This window comes from Breoghania sp. JC706, assembly GCF_037026715.1.
In the GTDB taxonomy this organism is placed as follows: Bacteria; Pseudomonadota; Alphaproteobacteria; order Rhizobiales; family Stappiaceae; genus Breoghania.
Genome location: NZ_JBANCG010000020.1, coordinates 1 through 14,594 on the forward strand (window position 1 = coordinate 1; position 14,594 = coordinate 14,594).

Here is a 14,594-nt window from a genome sequence, read left to right on the forward strand (position 1 = left end):
GTGTTCTACGAAATCTTTCAGGGCGCCACGGTGCCGGATGCGACGACCCGCGGACATCAGGCGGTCATCGGCGGGCAGCCGCTCGCACTGCCGGCGCCCGGGGCGGGTGAGGTCGTCTATGCGCGCGCCCAGAGCCCTGCCTACACGGTGCATCTGGCGGTAACCCCCGCCGGCTGAGGGCCGCCCCACCGTTCCCTTCCAACATTCCTGTTCCAACACCCCCGACAGAGCGTGCCGGGATGCCTTCTGGTGTCCGCGCCGCTGTGGTCGGTCCCCATACCGGGCAAGACGCGAGGCATTTGCGAGCAACGCCTATGACAGATGGAAAAGACGCCAAAGGCCGCTTCTTGCCCGGTAACCGCTTTTGGGAACAGCGCTCCTCCGCCGGCCCCAAGCCCCGCTTCACAGATCCGGAAACCCTCTGGTCCTGCTGCTGCGAGTATTTCGAATGGGTGGAAGACAGCCCGTTATTTGAAGACAAGCTGGTGACATTTCAGGGGAGCGCGACACACGAACCGGTTGCCAGAATGCGGGCCATGACGCTCGCGGGGCTTTGCATGTTCCTCGATATCAGCCGGTCGACCTGGGACGAGTGGAGAGACAACCGTCCCGATTTGTCGGACGTCATCGCGCGAGTTGAGGATGTGATGCGCGCGCAGAAGTTCGAGGGCGCTGCGGCGGATCTGCTGAACGCCAACATCATCGCTCGTGATCTCGGCCTTGCAGACCGCTCGGAACTGACCGGCAAGGACGGCGGGGCAATCGAGACAAAGGGCGAGCGCGCTTCCTCGGAAGAACTGGCGCTTGCCGTCATGGCGCTGCTGTCGAAGCCGGATCGCTCGGGCTCCGATGACGACGCAGCTTGAGACGCTTCTGGCGCGCATTGACGGGCTGTCGGCGGATCAGCGCGCGGAGCTGGAGCGCACGCTGGATCGCGCGGGCACGCTCTCGCAATTCGCGCACTGGCGCCCACAGGACGGGCCGCAGACCGAGGCGTATTTCTCGCCGGCCGACATGATGCTCTACGGGGGCGCGGCGGGTGGCGGTAAATCCGACCTGATTTGCGGGCTGGCACTGTTCGCCCATCACCGCGTCGGGATCTACCGCCAGCAGGCGGGCGAGCTGACCGGCATGATCGACCGGATGAAGACCATCTTGCGCGAGGCGGGAATGGGTCGGATCGTCGGCAACCCGCCGCGATGGGACGGGCCGGACGGGCAGAAGATCGAATTCGGCCATCTGGAACGCCCCGGCGCGGAAAAGTCTTGGCAGGGCCGCGACCACGACCTGAAGGCGTTTGACGAGGCCGCACAGATCAACCCGGCAAAGGTGCTGTTCGTCTCCGGCTGGAACCGCTCCACGCGCCCCGGCCAGCGCTGCCGCATTCTGTTGTGCTCGAACCCGCCGCTTGGGGGCGACGGGGATTATCTCATGGAATGGTTCGGGCCCTGGCTCGATCCGCTCAACCCGCGTTATGGCACCGTGAAGCCGGGCGAATTGCTTTGGGCGGTCTTTGTCGGTGAAGGCGACGAGGTGCGCACCGTCTGGCTTGACGGGCCGGAGCCTGTCGAGATTGACGGCGAAATGCGCACGCCCAAGAGCCGCACCTTCATCCCGGCCCGGATGAGCGACAACAAGTATCTGGGCGAGGACTACCGGGCGACCATCGACGCCATGCCGGAGCCGATACGCACTGCGCTCCTGACCGGCGACTTCATGGTCGCGCGCAAGGATCATGAATGGCAGGTCATCCCCTCGGCGTGGGTGGATCTGGCGTTCGATCGCTATGACTCAGGGTGCGGGCGCGGCTCGCCCATGACGGTAATTGCCGCCGACGTGGCGCAGGGCGGTCCTGACCGGACGGTGCTTGCCCCGCTGCACGGCATCCGGTTTGAGCCGAACATCGTGCGGCGCGGCATCGATACCAAAGACGGCGCGGATGTCGGCTCGTTGATCATCAAGGAACGCCGCAATCAGGCGCTGGTGGTGGTCGATTGCACGGGCGGTTGGGGCGGCGACACGGTCGGCTTCCTGTCGCGCCAGAACGGCATCCGGGTCGAGCGCTGCATCTTCTCCGCCCATTCCGGCGAGCGGGCGCGTAACAGCCAGCTCCCGTTCTTCAATCTGCGGGCACAACTCTACTGGCGGTTTGCCGAGGCGCTGCATCCCAAGAGCGGCGAGGGCCTGGCATTGCCGCGCTCCCCGGCCGTCAGGGCTCAGCTCACCGCCCACCGCTGGATCATGCGCAGCGGCCAGATCCTGATTGAGAGCAAAGAGGACATCAGGAAGCGCGTCGGTTCCTCTCCCGATGAGGCCGACGCGGTCGTGATGGCCTGGAACTGGCGCCAGATGGCCGCGCTCAATGCGGTGCGCCGCGCGGGCCGCATGCGGATGGCCAAGCCTCAGAGAGATCCCTTTGCCGACCTCTAGACGCTACAGAATCGCGGAACTGACGCCGCTTTACGCGACCTATGTCGCCGCCTGCATGCGCGATCACGACCGCGAGGAAATCGCGCCCCTGTGGGACGCATGGGATAGCCGTGTGGTCGGGCTTTGCTCTGTGGAATACTCGGTTCCGGGCTTCGCCTGGGCGGTGCTTGAGGTCGGTCAGCCGATCGCCTGCTATGGGCTCAGCTACGCCTCCGCGATGGATACCGGCCTCTGGCAGGCATGGGCTTTCGGGACACCGCGCTTCAGGCGGGCTGTGCCGTTGATCTCGCGTCACATGCTGTCGATCCGGCATGAAATCGCCCGCCATTGTCACCGGCTGCAAGTCATCTCCCGCAGCGGGCACGACATCGCGCACGACTGGGTGCAGGGCCTCGGCGCACGCCATGAGGGCACCTTGCGCGCCTATGGCCGCGACGGATCGGATTACGAACTCTACGCCTGGACGAGGTGAGACATGTGCAATATCGGCGGCAGCAAGCCGAAAGTGGTTGAACCGCGAGAACAGCCCCTCCCGGCGGACCCTGAAAAGCAGAGCGCGAGCCTGATGGAGGCGGAGAAGCGCCGGCGCGCAGCGGCCTACGGCAGGTCTCAAACGCGCCTGACCGGGCCGCTCGGCGTGTCCGATTATGGGCAGTCCTCGCAAGGTGCTGTCACGCTGCTCGGGCGGGCCTGAGCATGGGCGTTGTCTCGGATCTCAAGCAGGAGCTCTCGGCCGCCGAGACGGATCGCCTCGGCTACGAAACCGACTGGCGGGACTACGTGGACTTTGCCGCCCCGGACATGGAGCGCCAGTTCAACACGGCGCGCGGCGTCACGCTGACGGGCGTCCAGGCGTGGAAGCGTTCGGCCGCAAAAGAGCGCTCACGCAAGATCTACGACAGCACGGCCGTTTATCTGCTTGATCGCTTCGCCGCCGGCATCGAGGCGCTGACGATGCCGCGCAACTACAACTGGCACGGGGTGACCTTCGCGGACATCTTCGCCCCAGAGCCGGGCGTGGTCGAGGAGCAGTATTTCGACCGGCTCCGCGACTACCTGTTCCGCTGCCGCTCGGATCGTTCGGGCTTTCCGCTGTCCAATCGCTCGGTGCTCAAGTCGGTGTGCAAGCTCGGCACGGGCGTGATGTACATCGATGAGAACCGCGAGAATGTCGGCTCCGCGCAAATGCCGATGCACTATCGCTATGTGCCGCTCTACGAGATCTATCTGATCATCGATGCGCAGGGCAACGATGTCGGCTTCTTCCGCAAGCGCGACCTCGCCGCATGGCAGATCGCCCGCGAATACGGCGGCGACAAGGTGTCGGACAGGGTAAAGGCCGACGCCAACGCGCCGAGCCGGCGGGGCAACAGGCATGTCGTCGTGCAGGCGTGTTTCCTGCGCGAGGGCGGGATGGACAACGCCGATAGCATCCGGCGCTCCCGGTTCGAGAGCGTGCACTTCGAACACAACACCGGCCACATTCTGCGCACCGGCGGGTTCTTCGCCTTTCCGCTCGCCGTCAGGCGTTGGGATCGCGACGGGCTTTCGCCCTACGGATCGCCCCCTCAGGCGCGGCTGATGGGGGACATCAAGTCGTTGCAGGTGCTGTGCAAGGAGGATCTGATTGCGGCCTCCAACGTCAACCGCCCGGCACTGGCGACGAGCGGCGAAATCGAGGACGGGGTGGATCTCAACCACGGTGCGATCAACCCCGGCTTGATCAGTGCTGACGGCAAGCGCCTTTACGCGCCGATGGTGGATGTTGCCAATCCGGGGGCGGCCAATCCCCGTATCCAGGATCTTCGCGAAAACCTGCGGCTCGGCCTTTATGGCGACCTCTGGCAGACCCTGCTTGAGGGCAATGGCCGCACGGCGACCGAAGTTCAGGTCCGCGCACAGGAGAAGGCGGACCAGCTGGGCCCGTTCTCGGTCAACGTCCAGGCCGGCAACGTTCAGCTGTTCGATCGCGAATTCGACATCATCGGGCGGCGCGGGGCGTTCGCACCGGGGGCTGCGCTGGAGCCGCCGGAGAGTGTTGCGCAATACGATGTGACCGTGAGCTCCACGGCCCCGATCGACAAGATGCGGGAGGCCGGTGCCTTCCAGGACATCATGGCGTTTCGCGAGTACCTGGGCGCGGCCGCGCAGACAACGCCGGAAGTCGTCCAGATCGTGGACCCGTTCGAGGAGGCGCGGGAGGTTCGCAAGTCTCTCGGCCTCGGCATGAAGGGCGTGCGCTCCGACGAGGAGTTGCAGCAGATCCGCGAACAGAATGCCGCCGAGCAGGAGCAAATGCAGCAGATGCAGGCGGCGCAGGGCATGGCGCAGGTGGCGAAGGATGCCGCGCCCATGGCGAAGCTGGTGGCCGATCAGGCCAATGGAGGCGGCGATGTGGGCCAGCCTTAAGCGTCGCGTCCGCCGCGAGCCGGGCCTGCCGCGCGCCCGACTTGTCCGGCTTCGCGCCAATGAACTGGAACGCGCCTACCGGGCTGTTTTTGACACGCCCGAAGGCCAGATCGTCCTTGCGGATCTGGCGGCACACGCGCGCATCTACCTCGCGCCCTCGCCGGAGCTGTCGGAAGTGCAGCGGGCCTATGCGGACGGCTCCAAGGCGCTTTTCGCCCGCATTCTCGCGTGTCTGACGGTCACCCCGGAAGAACACCGCGAACTGCAAGAGGCCGCGCGCCTCGAATTGATCGACACTCTCTAGGAGACACGAATGTCCGATGCTGACACCGGCACCGCCCTCGGCGGCGCCGACGACACGGGTGCGCCCGAAACCGGCCAGACGGACGCCGGGGGCGGGTTTCTCGATACGCTTTCCGATGATCAGCGTTCGTTCGCCCGGGAAGCCGGGTTCGCGTCGCTCGATGACGTGATCAACGGCTATCGGGACGCACGTGGCAGGCTGGACGGGGCGCTTGTCCCGCCGGGCGAGGATGCCACGGCGGATGAGCGGGCCGAGTTCTACCGGAAGGCGTCGGCCGCGTGGACGCCCGAGGCGTATGAATTCGCGATGCCGGACGGGCTGCCGGAGGATTTCGCCTACGATCAGGAGTTCGCAAAGGAGGCTGCCGACCAGTTCAAGACACTGGGGCTTCATCCCGACGCCGCGCAGGGCCTGCATGACTGGTGGGTCGGCAAGATGGCCGATGTCTACAAGGGGCAGGCCGAGGCCACGGCGCAGGCTGAAACAGAGGCAGCCGAGCGTGCCAATGCCGCGCACAAGGCCCTGACCGACGAATACGGCGCACCGGGCTCGCAGGGCTACGACAACGCCGTCGCCAAGGCCGATCGGGCCATGGCTGCTCTCAAGGGGCAGGGCATCGATGTTTCGGGCTGGCTGACGGACAAGGGCGCCCTGACCGCGCCGGGCGAGGATGGCACACAGCGCGTCACCGATCCGACCGCCGTCAGGCTGCTTGCTCACCTCTTCGACCAGACGATGAGCGAGGACAGCCTGTCGCCCGCGGACAAGGGCTCCGCCTCCAATCCCTTCGACATGAAATCCCAGGATCTGGCCCGCCAGACGGAATTGCTCCGCACCAAGCCCGAGGAAGCCCGGCGCCTGATCGATGCGGCCGGCCGCGATCCCAAGCGCTTTAACCTGTAATCCGGGAAGGGGACCCCATGTCCTACACTGCCGTTTCCGATATCGTCGAGCCGAGTGTGTTCACGCCGTATCTGGCCGAAAACACGCCGGAGAAACTGGTCATGCTGGAGAGGTCCGGTATTCTGACGCCGCCCACCTCCGAGATCGCGAGCCGTTTTGAGGCAGGCGGGCGCAAGATCGAGGTGCCTTACTGGGAGGATCTGGACCGCACCGAGCCGACCGTGATCGATGACAGCGACAACAAGATCCAGTCGAGCAAGGTCACTGCGTCGGACATGACCGCCTACAAGCATCGGCTGGCGAAGAAGCACTCCGCCAAGACGATTGCCGGGTTCGTCGCGACCGGCAAGGGCGATGCGCCGATGAACCGCGTTGCCGAACGCATCCTCGCCTATTGGGGGTGGGTCAAGGAACAGCGGATCATCGCTACAGCGCGCGGCGTCATCGCGGACAATGAGGCCAATGACGGCGCCGACATGGTCTATTCGGTTTACTCCGACGTGGCCACGCCGACCGCCGCCGAGCGCATCAGCTATCAGGCGATCAACCGCGGCCGCCTGACCATGGGCGAGAACATGGACGACCTGCGGGTGATCGGCATGCACACGCACGTCTACGCCACGCTGCTCGATGACGAGAAGATCGAGTTCAAGAAGCCCTCCGAAGCCCCGTTCGAGGTGCCCTACTACGCCGGCATGATGGTGATCCACTCGGAGAGTTTTCCCGTCGTGATGGGCAACAACTCGGCGGCCTACGACTGCTATCTGTTTGCGCCGGGCGCCTTCATGCACATCGATGAGATCCCCACTCAGCCGACCATTTACGGCAATCTCGGCACCGAGGTGACGCGTGATCCGGACACCGGCTCGGGCGGCGGCGAAGACGCACTGACGACCCGGCGCTTCGAGCTGTTGCACCCGGCCGGCATGGACTTCGACGCCACCGGCCTTGCCAAGGCGGACGGCGCCACGTTCGCGGAGCTTCGCGATGCGGCGCACTGGTCGCGCAAGTACCAGCGCAAGAACGTCAAGTTCGCCTGCCTGCGGGTCAACGTCTGAGAACCGGGCCGCGGGCGGGCGTTGCCCGCCCGTTCTCGCCTGCCGATCCTTTCCTTCAAATCGAGGTCACACCATGAACGCGGACGAGTTGAACCGCCTGCATATCAAACGGCTGGAGGCGCACCACGCCGAGGAGTTCGAGGAGCGTTTCGGGCCGGAGAGGACGCGTGCCGAGAAGCGCCGCCGCGCGCTGTGCGACGCGGTGTCGAGGCGCTTCAACCACGACCAGAAGGCGCGCCACGAACACGAGACGGAGCGTGCAATGCGGGAAGCGGAGGCTTCTGTTCCTGAGGAAAGCCGGGCGTTGCCTGAATACTGGCAGAACTGGCAGTGGAAGAAGCTTGTCGAGCTGGCGCGCGAGAAGACGGGCATCACGGCGGAAAACAAGGATCAGGCCGAAGCCCTGCTGCGCGCCTACGTTGCCGGCGATCCTGTGCCGACGTTCGACGTGCCGCAAGACGGCCCGGCGGCGTAAGGGGGCGTCATGGGCGGGATCGTCAAGACGGCCGTGGACATGGCGAACAGGGCGCTTGCCGAACTGGAGGCGCCGCCGTTGCAGTCGTTTGAGGGCGCGGACCCGAAAGCGCGCTGGTTCCGGGCCAACTACGAGACGTTCCGCGACGAGCTGTTGGCGCTGCACGACTGGGATTTTGCGCTGTCGCTGGTCCGCTTGCCGGCCGACACGATCGCGCCGCCTTATCGCTGGGCGCATCAATACACCTTGCCGGCCGACATGCTGCGATTGCCGGTGCAACGCGCGGACGGCTCCGCACACGGCAAGCGGCTGCAATACGAGGTCATCGGCCGCAAGCTGATGGCGGACGTTGAGCCGCCGTTCCGTCTTCGCTACGTGCGCCGCGTTGCGCGCGAGTTCGAGTTCTCGGCTGCCTTTGTCAACGCCTTCGCGTTCTACCTCGCCGCAGGGTGCTGCCATGTGGTGACCAGCAAGAACAGCCTGAAACAGACGTTGCAGGAGCAGGCACGCCGCGCGATCGCGGAGGCCCGCTTGCAGGACGCCCGTCAGTCCGGGGTCAGGCCGCAGAGCGATTTCGATGTCGAGGCCATGCGATGAGCTACGTGCTGCAGGCCACCTTCAGCCGGGGCCAGATCGACGGCGATTTGCATGTGCGCTCCGATCTGGAGCTTTTTCGTGCTGGGCTGGCCGTTTGCCGGAACTTCATCACCCTGAAACGTGGCGGCGTGCGCAGGCGTGGCGGCACGCGGTTCATGGGCGAGGTGAGGGACAGCGCGTCCGGCGCCTGGCTCATCCCTTTCGAGTTCGGCTCCGGCCAGAACTACATGCTGGAATTCGGGGACCGCTATTTCCGGGTCTACACCAACGGGGGCCGCGTGGCGGGTGTCGAGGTCGAAACACCCTATCCGGTCGATGTCCTGCCGGCACTCAAGTACGTTCAGTCCATCGACACGCTGTTTCTGGTCGGCGGCGGCGTGCGCCCGCACCGGCTTTTGCGACGCGGCGAAACCGACTGGGCGATTGAGCCCATGACGTTCGAGGATGGTCCGTTTCTCAAGGTCAACACCAGCGGAACCTATCTGACACCGGCGGCGACCGGCAATCCCGTTCCGGTGATGACGGGCAACACCGTGCCCTCGGGCGTGGCCAGTTCGACTTCGGGCAGCGAGAACTCGTACATCCCGTTTTCGAACAAGGAGGGTAGCTATCTGCGCGCAAGCAGCGGCAGTGCCGGGTTCGTCGCCTACCAGTTCCCCGAGCCTGTCGTAATCGATGCGTACATCCTTCAGGCCTCCGTCAAGGCGTCCGAAGACATGCCGATCGACTGGACGATCGAGGGCTCCAATGACGGCGAAAACTGGGTTGTTCTGGATGCTCGGGCCGGCGAGGGCGACTGGGGAATGGGGGAGCGCCGCGCCTACGAGTTTTTCAACGCGGTCGCCTATCTCCACTACCGGTTCAACTTCCAGCGCGGTGGTGGCACGGACGCCGAGCAGGCGGCGATTGCACGCATCTATTACCACCAGTCCGGCAAGACGCAGACGCCCTTCACGCTCACGGCATCTGCGCCGGACGGGATCAATGGCGGGGAGGGGTTCCGGCCCGGTGATGTGGGCCGGCATCTTCGCTTGCAGGGATCTGACAGCCTCTGGCGCTGGGCCACGATCGAGAGCGTGCTCTCACCAACCGAAATCAAAATCCGCCTCTATCGTCAGGCGCTTTTGGACACGGACAACATCACGTCTTTCCGACTGGGGGCGTGGTCTGAGACAACCGGCTGGCCGACGTCAATCGCATGGCATCGCGACCGTCTGGCATTCGCCGGCACGGACGAGGAGCCGCAAACGGTTTGGGAAACCGAAAGCGGCGACTACGCCAGTTTTCGTGTGCATGACACGGTGGAGGCCGCGGACGGGATCTCGGTCGGGATCAATGCGGCGCAGGTCAATCGCATCCACTGGATGGTGGAAAAGGACGACCTGCTTCTGGGAACGTCCAAGGCCATTCGCACGCTCGCGAAGGAACGGGCCGACGACACATACGGCCCGGACAACGTGCGCCAGCATTTGGAAACCAATTTCGGCGCAAACGACATCCCGCCCGTCGTGGTGGGCCCCAGTGCGATCTATTTCGGCCGCTATGGCACCGAAATTCGCGAAATCGCCTATGACCTGAACAGCAACGGCCTGCAATCGCGCTCGCTGACGGATGTCCATGCCGATCTCTTCGCCGGCGGGCTGGCCGGGGCAACCTACGAACAATACCCGTCCTCCATCATCTGGGGATGGGCGCGCGACGGCGGCGTGCGCGGCTTCACCTATGAACGTGAACAGCAGGTCTATGGCTGTCATGCGCACGGGTTTGGCGGAGACGTTGTGTGCGCCCGGGCGGTTCCCGGAACGCTCGACAGCACATCGGATGAAGTCTGGCTTCTGGTGCGCCGGCATATCGACGGGCGGGACAGGCTCTATATCGAACTGATGCAGCCGCCCTTTGCCGGCGGCGACATAGCGGACGCGTGGCACCTCGATTGTGCCGTGCGTTACGAGGGGGAGCCGGCCAACACGATCAGCGGCCTCGATTATCTGGAGGGCGAGAATGTCGTTCTCTACGCAGATGGCTTCGACTATGCGGACCGCGTGGAAAATGGTGAAGCATCCCTGCCCAATGGTCTGAAATCTCGGAAGATCCTGATCGGGAAGAACGTCGCTGCGGTGGGCGTCACGCTGCCGTGGCCGGCGAATGCGAAAGACGGCAGCTCCATGGGGCGCAAGATGCGGGCGAGCGATACCTACCTCGCCGTACGCGACACCGGCACGCTGCGCGTCGGCGCGCATGTCTATGGCGCCCCTGCGGCCGATCCGTCCTGCTTCGACGAACTGATCGAGATCGAGGACGGCGAGGATATCAGCCGGGCCCCTTTGCGCACCCGGGCCATTCACGCGCTGGTCGATGGCGAGTGGCACAGCGGTGGTCAGTTGGTGTTCGGCGCATCCGGCGGCCGGCCCTGCACGGTTCTGGCGGTGAATATCAACATCGAAGGTGAGCCCTGATGTGTGGTCCCGTGGCATTGGCCGTCGCCAGCGTTGGCGCCTCCCTCATTGGTGGCGTGATGCAGGGTACAGCGGCGCAGCAGCAGGCGAACGCTCAAGCCGCAGCGTCCGAAAGCCGCGCGCTCATGCTGGAACAGCAGCAGAGGATCAATCAGGAGCAGGGCAGCTACAAGCGTCGCAAGACGATGCAGCGCTATCGTCAGGTGTTGAGCCAGAACCGCGCCGAGGCAGCCGACCGTGGCTTGGCTGAGACGGGCACCGTGATCGATATCGAGAATTCGAATGCCCGCGAGGCCGGCGATCAGCTGGCGGTCCAGCAGTTCAACACGCGCGCGGAGAACGCCAACCTCGATTTCGAGGCGCGACAGGCCAAACGCGATGCCGCGAGCGCCCGAAGCGCCGGCCACTCAGCCTTTGGCACAGCGGTTGTCGGCTCCTTTGCCCAAGGCTTCACCACGCTTGGCAAATACGCCTACCAGCGCCGAACGGCGGCGATTGCATAACCTTCGGTGATTGAATGGGAAATTTCCAACAGTTCCGGAATTCCGGGGAGCTGCCGTCTTCCCGCATGCCTGACGTTCATGCGGACCCTGCGGCGGGGGCTGGTGCGCGCATGGCGGGGCAGGCGATTTCCGACGTCGCGGCCGGCCTTGGAGATTTGGCGAGCACGGCACAGACCCACCAGAACCGGATCGATGACTTCGAGCGCCGCAAGGCCATCTACGATCTTGATAGCGCGGTCGATGATGCGGCCCGGGCGTCGCTGGACGATCTCAGGCCGGGCGCGGCGGGCTACACGGACGGCATGCTCAAGGTCTTCGACGAGAAGGCCAGGAAGGCTGTGGCCGCGTTGCCCCAGTCCGTGCGCGGCGAGGCTGAGTTGAACGTGACCGCGCTGCGCGAGCGCTACAAGAAGGTCTTTGCCGGCAGAGAGGACAAGGAACGCTCAAGGTATTTCGGGGAGCGCATCCAGGAGTTCAACGACAAGCTCCTGAAAACCGTGCGGACCAATCCGGGAGCCTATGAAGCGGCGAAGAAGCAGGGCCTCGACAATATCGCACAATCCGGCCTCTCGCCGGTGGAGAAGGAAGCCGCATCGGATCTCTGGAACCATTCGGTAGCGCTTGCCTGGGCGCAGACGTTGCCGGCCGAAGAACGCAAGCGGCTGTTCTCCACGACGGGGCGACAGGGCTACTACGACGCCTTGAAGCAAGCCGAAAGCAGCGGCCGGGCGGCTGCGAAGAACGATGGCACGACGGCCACCGGCTGGTATCAGATCACGGAAGGGACGTGGAAGAAGCTTCGCGAGACGCATCCCGAACTCGGCCTCAAGCCAGACGGGCGGACCGATCCGGCGCAGCAGGAACGGGCAATCCGGGCGCTGACCAAGGACAATGCCGATATCCTGGCGGGGAACGGCATAGCCGACACGAACGCAAACCTCTATGCGGCTCATTTCCTCGGCGCCGGACGGGCGGTCGATGTGTTGCAGGCGGACCCGAAAACGCCGCTCAGCAAGCTTGTTCCGGCTGAATACATCGCCAAGAACCCGCACCTTAAAGGCATGACGGCGGGCGATTTCCGCGCCTGGGCGGCCGCCTTCATCGCCAAGGGGGCAGATGGTGCGCCGGCGGTCTATCGCGACCGGCTGGAACATCTGTCCTATGACGACGAAATGAAGCTCGGCGATCAGGCCGACCGCGACATCCTGAAAATCGGGACGGAACACGCGGACGCTTTCAATCTCGCCATCACCCGCGACGCCTCGACCGTCGATCCCGAAGAGATCCTGTCCGATCCGTACATGAACGATGCGCAGAAGGCGGCACTCTTGCGGGCTCACGACACGGGGTTGAAGAGTGCAGCCAAGACGAGCGTCGCGCTGGATTGGGCCAACGCGGACGGGAAGGCGAACCCCTATGACAGCGACGCGCGCTCCATGGCCGATGAGGTCTGGAACGAGCTCGCCCCGAACGCGGACGACCCCGACAAGCTGGCGGCGACGATCGTCGCGCGAAAGGGCGTCGTTCCCGATGGATATGGCGATGCGATCCGCAATGGTTTGAACAGCTCAGATACGTCCGACTTGCAGGCCGCCTATCAGAGGGCGGCAGACCTGTTTGCGCTGGACCCGCAAGCTGTGCGCGGCTCTAAAAATGGCAAGCAGATCGCCGAGGCAGCGGAGAAATGGCGCTTCTATACCTCGCAGGCGGGAAAGAGTCCTGAAGCGGCTGCGCAACTTCTGGCGAGGCTTCATGATCCCGCCTACCAGAAGCAGCGCGACATGATCCTCGCCTCGCCCGAGGTCAAGAGCAAGCTCAAGGCCATCGACGACGGCTTCGTGCGATCGCAGATTTCGGAGGCCGGGTTCTTCTCTTTCCCTCAACTGGGGATGACCGACGCCCAGAAGGCGGCGGCCACGTCGGAATACCGGGAACTGTTCAAGACGTTCATTGCCGAGAGCAACGATGTTGATCTGGCAACGCAACAGGCAACCGCAGCGATGAAGAGGCACTGGGGACCGTCTGCGTTCCTGCCGGGCGGGAACGACAGCGTCCTCATCAAGGACCCGGTGGAAAGGATGCTCCCTGCCGGGCCGGACGGCACGCACGACTGGGTACGCAAGCAGGCGGAAGCCGATCTGAAGGCGCTGGAGGTCCCGTTTCAGGAGGTGTTCCTGTCACCCTCGCCGGAAACCCTTGAAGCCGTCGAGAACGGGCAGAACCCCGTCTATCGGCTGTCCTTCACGCGGGAGGGCGACGGCGCCCTTGTGGAACTGAACCACCCGTTCCAGGCCAACTGGGGCGCGGCACAGAAAGCGTTCGAAGCGCAAAGGCAGAGCGAACGCGCCGACAACGCGGCGCGCAAGGACCGGCAGCGGGCGGACGCCCTGCAAGGCCAGCACACGCGGGAGGAGGCGCTAGGCGCCTTTCTGGATGCCAAAGGCGTTCATGAAGTCCTCTCGGGCACCCCTACGCCCCCGGCGGAACGCAGCATGTTCGATGTGTCGCGCGAGCGCGCACCTGGTTCCAACCCGGATGCTTCAATGCGGCGGGGGCAGTTTCGCGGTCGTGGTGAGGAATAGTCATGCCCCTGATCGATAACGGCAAGCCGTTGCAGTTTTCTGCTCCGATGGCCTCGGAGCATGACGCGCCGGACCCCGGCTTCTTTCGCACGATCTCCGACAAGCTCATCCGGGACAACAATATCGGATCGGCTGGAGCGAGCGTCTATTACCATTGGGGCGTGCCCGACAGGATCGACCCGGAATACAACGTCTTTCAGGACGATGATCCGGATATCCGCGAGGCGACACAGGCCCATCCCGATGCGTTCGATGACGTGTTCAACGTGGAGGAAGCGCGGGCCAAGGTGGTGCAGCTGGATGCGGAAGAGGCGCGCAACAGGCGGCTGGCGGCGAGCGGATGGGGCGGCAGCCTGACAGGAGACCTACTGGCGGCCGTTCTGGACCCCACCATGTTGATCCCCGGCGGCGCCATTGTCCGCAGCGGCAAGCTCGGGTACTCCGCGGCGAAAACGGCGCTCGTGGCAAGCGCTGCCGCCGGCGTTGGCGCCGCTGTCCAGGAGGCCGGTTTGCAGTCCACGCAGGATCTGCGGTCCGCTTCGGAAAGCATGACCAACATAGGCGGTTCCGTGATCCTCGGCGGGCTTCTGGGGGCCGGTGCCGCGCGATGGTTGTCGCATGGCGAATTCCAGCGTGCCGGCGATCAGCTGGTGAAGGATCTGACCGGAGAGATCGCAGACCCGGTCGCCGCCTCCAATGCGGTTGTTGCCCGGATGCGGTCAGCCGGCGCGGCGGCTGTTGAGGAAGCGGGCCGCGCCACGCTTGAGGATCTGGGTGTCGGCGGCTCGAAGGCTGCCCAGGCGGTTGCGCGCGCAACGGCTGCGGCGCGGATCAATCCCGGCGTGGAAACCATGTTCAGCCCGTTTCAGGCGACGCG

14 protein-coding genes are annotated in these 14,594 nt (G+C 64.8%); all 14 read left to right on the forward strand.

Annotated elements, in window-relative coordinates; all coding sequences use genetic code 11:
- Positions 1 to 239: 239 nt before the first annotated feature.
- Entirely contained in the window at positions 240 to 866 is a 627-nt protein-coding gene (locus V2L18_RS23050; RefSeq protein WP_336180700.1) for a DNA-packaging protein, read from the forward strand.
- Positions 850 to 2,430, forward strand: a complete 1,581-nt coding sequence (locus V2L18_RS23055; RefSeq protein ID WP_336180701.1) for a hypothetical protein — start codon at positions 850 to 852, stop codon at positions 2,428 to 2,430. The genes V2L18_RS23050 and V2L18_RS23055 overlap by 17 nt, the downstream gene beginning before the upstream one ends.
- Positions 2,417 to 2,902 carry a hypothetical protein gene (locus V2L18_RS23060; RefSeq protein WP_336180702.1) on the forward strand — a complete coding sequence of 162 codons (486 nt, stop codon included), beginning with the start codon at positions 2,417 to 2,419 and terminating at the stop codon, positions 2,900 to 2,902. Before V2L18_RS23055 ends, V2L18_RS23060 begins: the two co-directional genes overlap by 14 nt.
- A gap of 3 nt (positions 2,903 to 2,905) precedes the next feature.
- Positions 2,906 to 3,124, forward strand: a complete 219-nt coding sequence (locus V2L18_RS23065) for a hypothetical protein (RefSeq protein ID WP_336180703.1) — start codon at positions 2,906 to 2,908, stop codon at positions 3,122 to 3,124.
- Between the two features lie 2 nt (positions 3,125 to 3,126).
- A complete protein-coding gene (locus V2L18_RS23070; protein WP_336180704.1) occupies positions 3,127 to 4,839 on the forward strand; it encodes a portal protein in 1,713 nt (570 codons plus the stop codon).
- On the forward strand, positions 4,823 to 5,143 hold the full coding sequence (locus V2L18_RS23075; protein ID WP_336180705.1) for a hypothetical protein: 321 nt from the start codon (positions 4,823 to 4,825) through the stop codon (positions 5,141 to 5,143). Before V2L18_RS23070 ends, V2L18_RS23075 begins: the two co-directional genes overlap by 17 nt.
- Before the next feature lie 9 nt (positions 5,144 to 5,152).
- Complete coding sequence (locus tag V2L18_RS23080) at positions 5,153 to 6,046, forward strand: hypothetical protein (protein WP_336180706.1); 894 nt, start codon at positions 5,153 to 5,155, stop codon at positions 6,044 to 6,046.
- Between the two features lie 17 nt (positions 6,047 to 6,063).
- A complete protein-coding gene (locus V2L18_RS23085) occupies positions 6,064 to 7,104 on the forward strand; it encodes a hypothetical protein (protein WP_336180707.1) in 1,041 nt (346 codons plus the stop codon).
- Positions 7,105 to 7,177: 73 nt separating this feature from the next.
- The gene (locus V2L18_RS23090) at positions 7,178 to 7,579 is read left to right on the forward strand and encodes a hypothetical protein (protein WP_336180708.1); all 402 of its coding nucleotides are present in this window, start codon (positions 7,178 to 7,180) and stop codon (positions 7,577 to 7,579) included.
- Between the two features lie 9 nt (positions 7,580 to 7,588).
- Positions 7,589 to 8,176, forward strand: a complete 588-nt coding sequence (locus V2L18_RS23095) for a hypothetical protein (protein WP_336180709.1) — start codon at positions 7,589 to 7,591, stop codon at positions 8,174 to 8,176.
- Positions 8,173 to 10,632, forward strand: coding sequence for a hypothetical protein (locus tag V2L18_RS23100; RefSeq protein WP_336180710.1), 2,460 nt, complete (start codon positions 8,173 to 8,175; stop codon positions 10,630 to 10,632). Before V2L18_RS23095 ends, V2L18_RS23100 begins: the two co-directional genes overlap by 4 nt.
- Before the next feature lie 11 nt (positions 10,633 to 10,643).
- Positions 10,644 to 11,135 (forward strand): hypothetical protein, encoded by a 492-nt coding sequence (locus tag V2L18_RS23105; RefSeq protein ID WP_336180711.1) that lies wholly within the window; start codon positions 10,644 to 10,646, stop codon positions 11,133 to 11,135.
- A gap of 65 nt (positions 11,136 to 11,200) precedes the next feature.
- Positions 11,201 to 13,717: a hypothetical protein gene (locus V2L18_RS23110; RefSeq protein WP_336180712.1), complete on the forward strand. Its 2,517-nt coding sequence runs from the start codon at positions 11,201 to 11,203 to the stop codon at positions 13,715 to 13,717.
- Positions 13,718 to 13,719: 2 nt separating this feature from the next.
- On the forward strand, positions 13,720 to 14,594 hold an 875-nt coding region (locus V2L18_RS23115; protein WP_336180713.1), incomplete at its 3' end, for a hypothetical protein.

Excerpts from the sequence above, each read along its gene's own strand:
- V2L18_RS23085 (WP_336180707.1), top strand. The coding sequence starts at position 6,064 with ATGTCCTACACTGCCGTTTCCGATATCGTCGAGCCGAGTGTGTTCACG.
- V2L18_RS23050 (WP_336180700.1), top strand. The coding sequence starts at position 240 with ATGCCTTCTGGTGTCCGCGCCGCTGTGGTCGGTCCCCATACCGGGCAA.
- V2L18_RS23110 (WP_336180712.1), top strand. The coding sequence starts at position 11,201 with ATGCCTGACGTTCATGCGGACCCTGCGGCGGGGGCTGGTGCGCGCATG.
- V2L18_RS23100 (WP_336180710.1), top strand. The coding sequence starts at position 8,173 with ATGAGCTACGTGCTGCAGGCCACCTTCAGCCGGGGCCAGATCGACGGC.
- V2L18_RS23065 (WP_336180703.1), top strand. The coding sequence starts at position 2,906 with ATGTGCAATATCGGCGGCAGCAAGCCGAAAGTGGTTGAACCGCGAGAA.
- V2L18_RS23080 (WP_336180706.1), top strand. The coding sequence starts at position 5,153 with ATGTCCGATGCTGACACCGGCACCGCCCTCGGCGGCGCCGACGACACG.
- V2L18_RS23095 (WP_336180709.1), top strand. The coding sequence starts at position 7,589 with ATGGGCGGGATCGTCAAGACGGCCGTGGACATGGCGAACAGGGCGCTT.
- V2L18_RS23075 (WP_336180705.1), top strand. The coding sequence starts at position 4,823 with ATGTGGGCCAGCCTTAAGCGTCGCGTCCGCCGCGAGCCGGGCCTGCCG.
- V2L18_RS23055 (WP_336180701.1), top strand. The coding sequence starts at position 850 with ATGACGACGCAGCTTGAGACGCTTCTGGCGCGCATTGACGGGCTGTCG.
- V2L18_RS23090 (WP_336180708.1), top strand. The coding sequence starts at position 7,178 with ATGAACGCGGACGAGTTGAACCGCCTGCATATCAAACGGCTGGAGGCG.
- V2L18_RS23070 (WP_336180704.1), top strand. The coding sequence starts at position 3,127 with ATGGGCGTTGTCTCGGATCTCAAGCAGGAGCTCTCGGCCGCCGAGACG.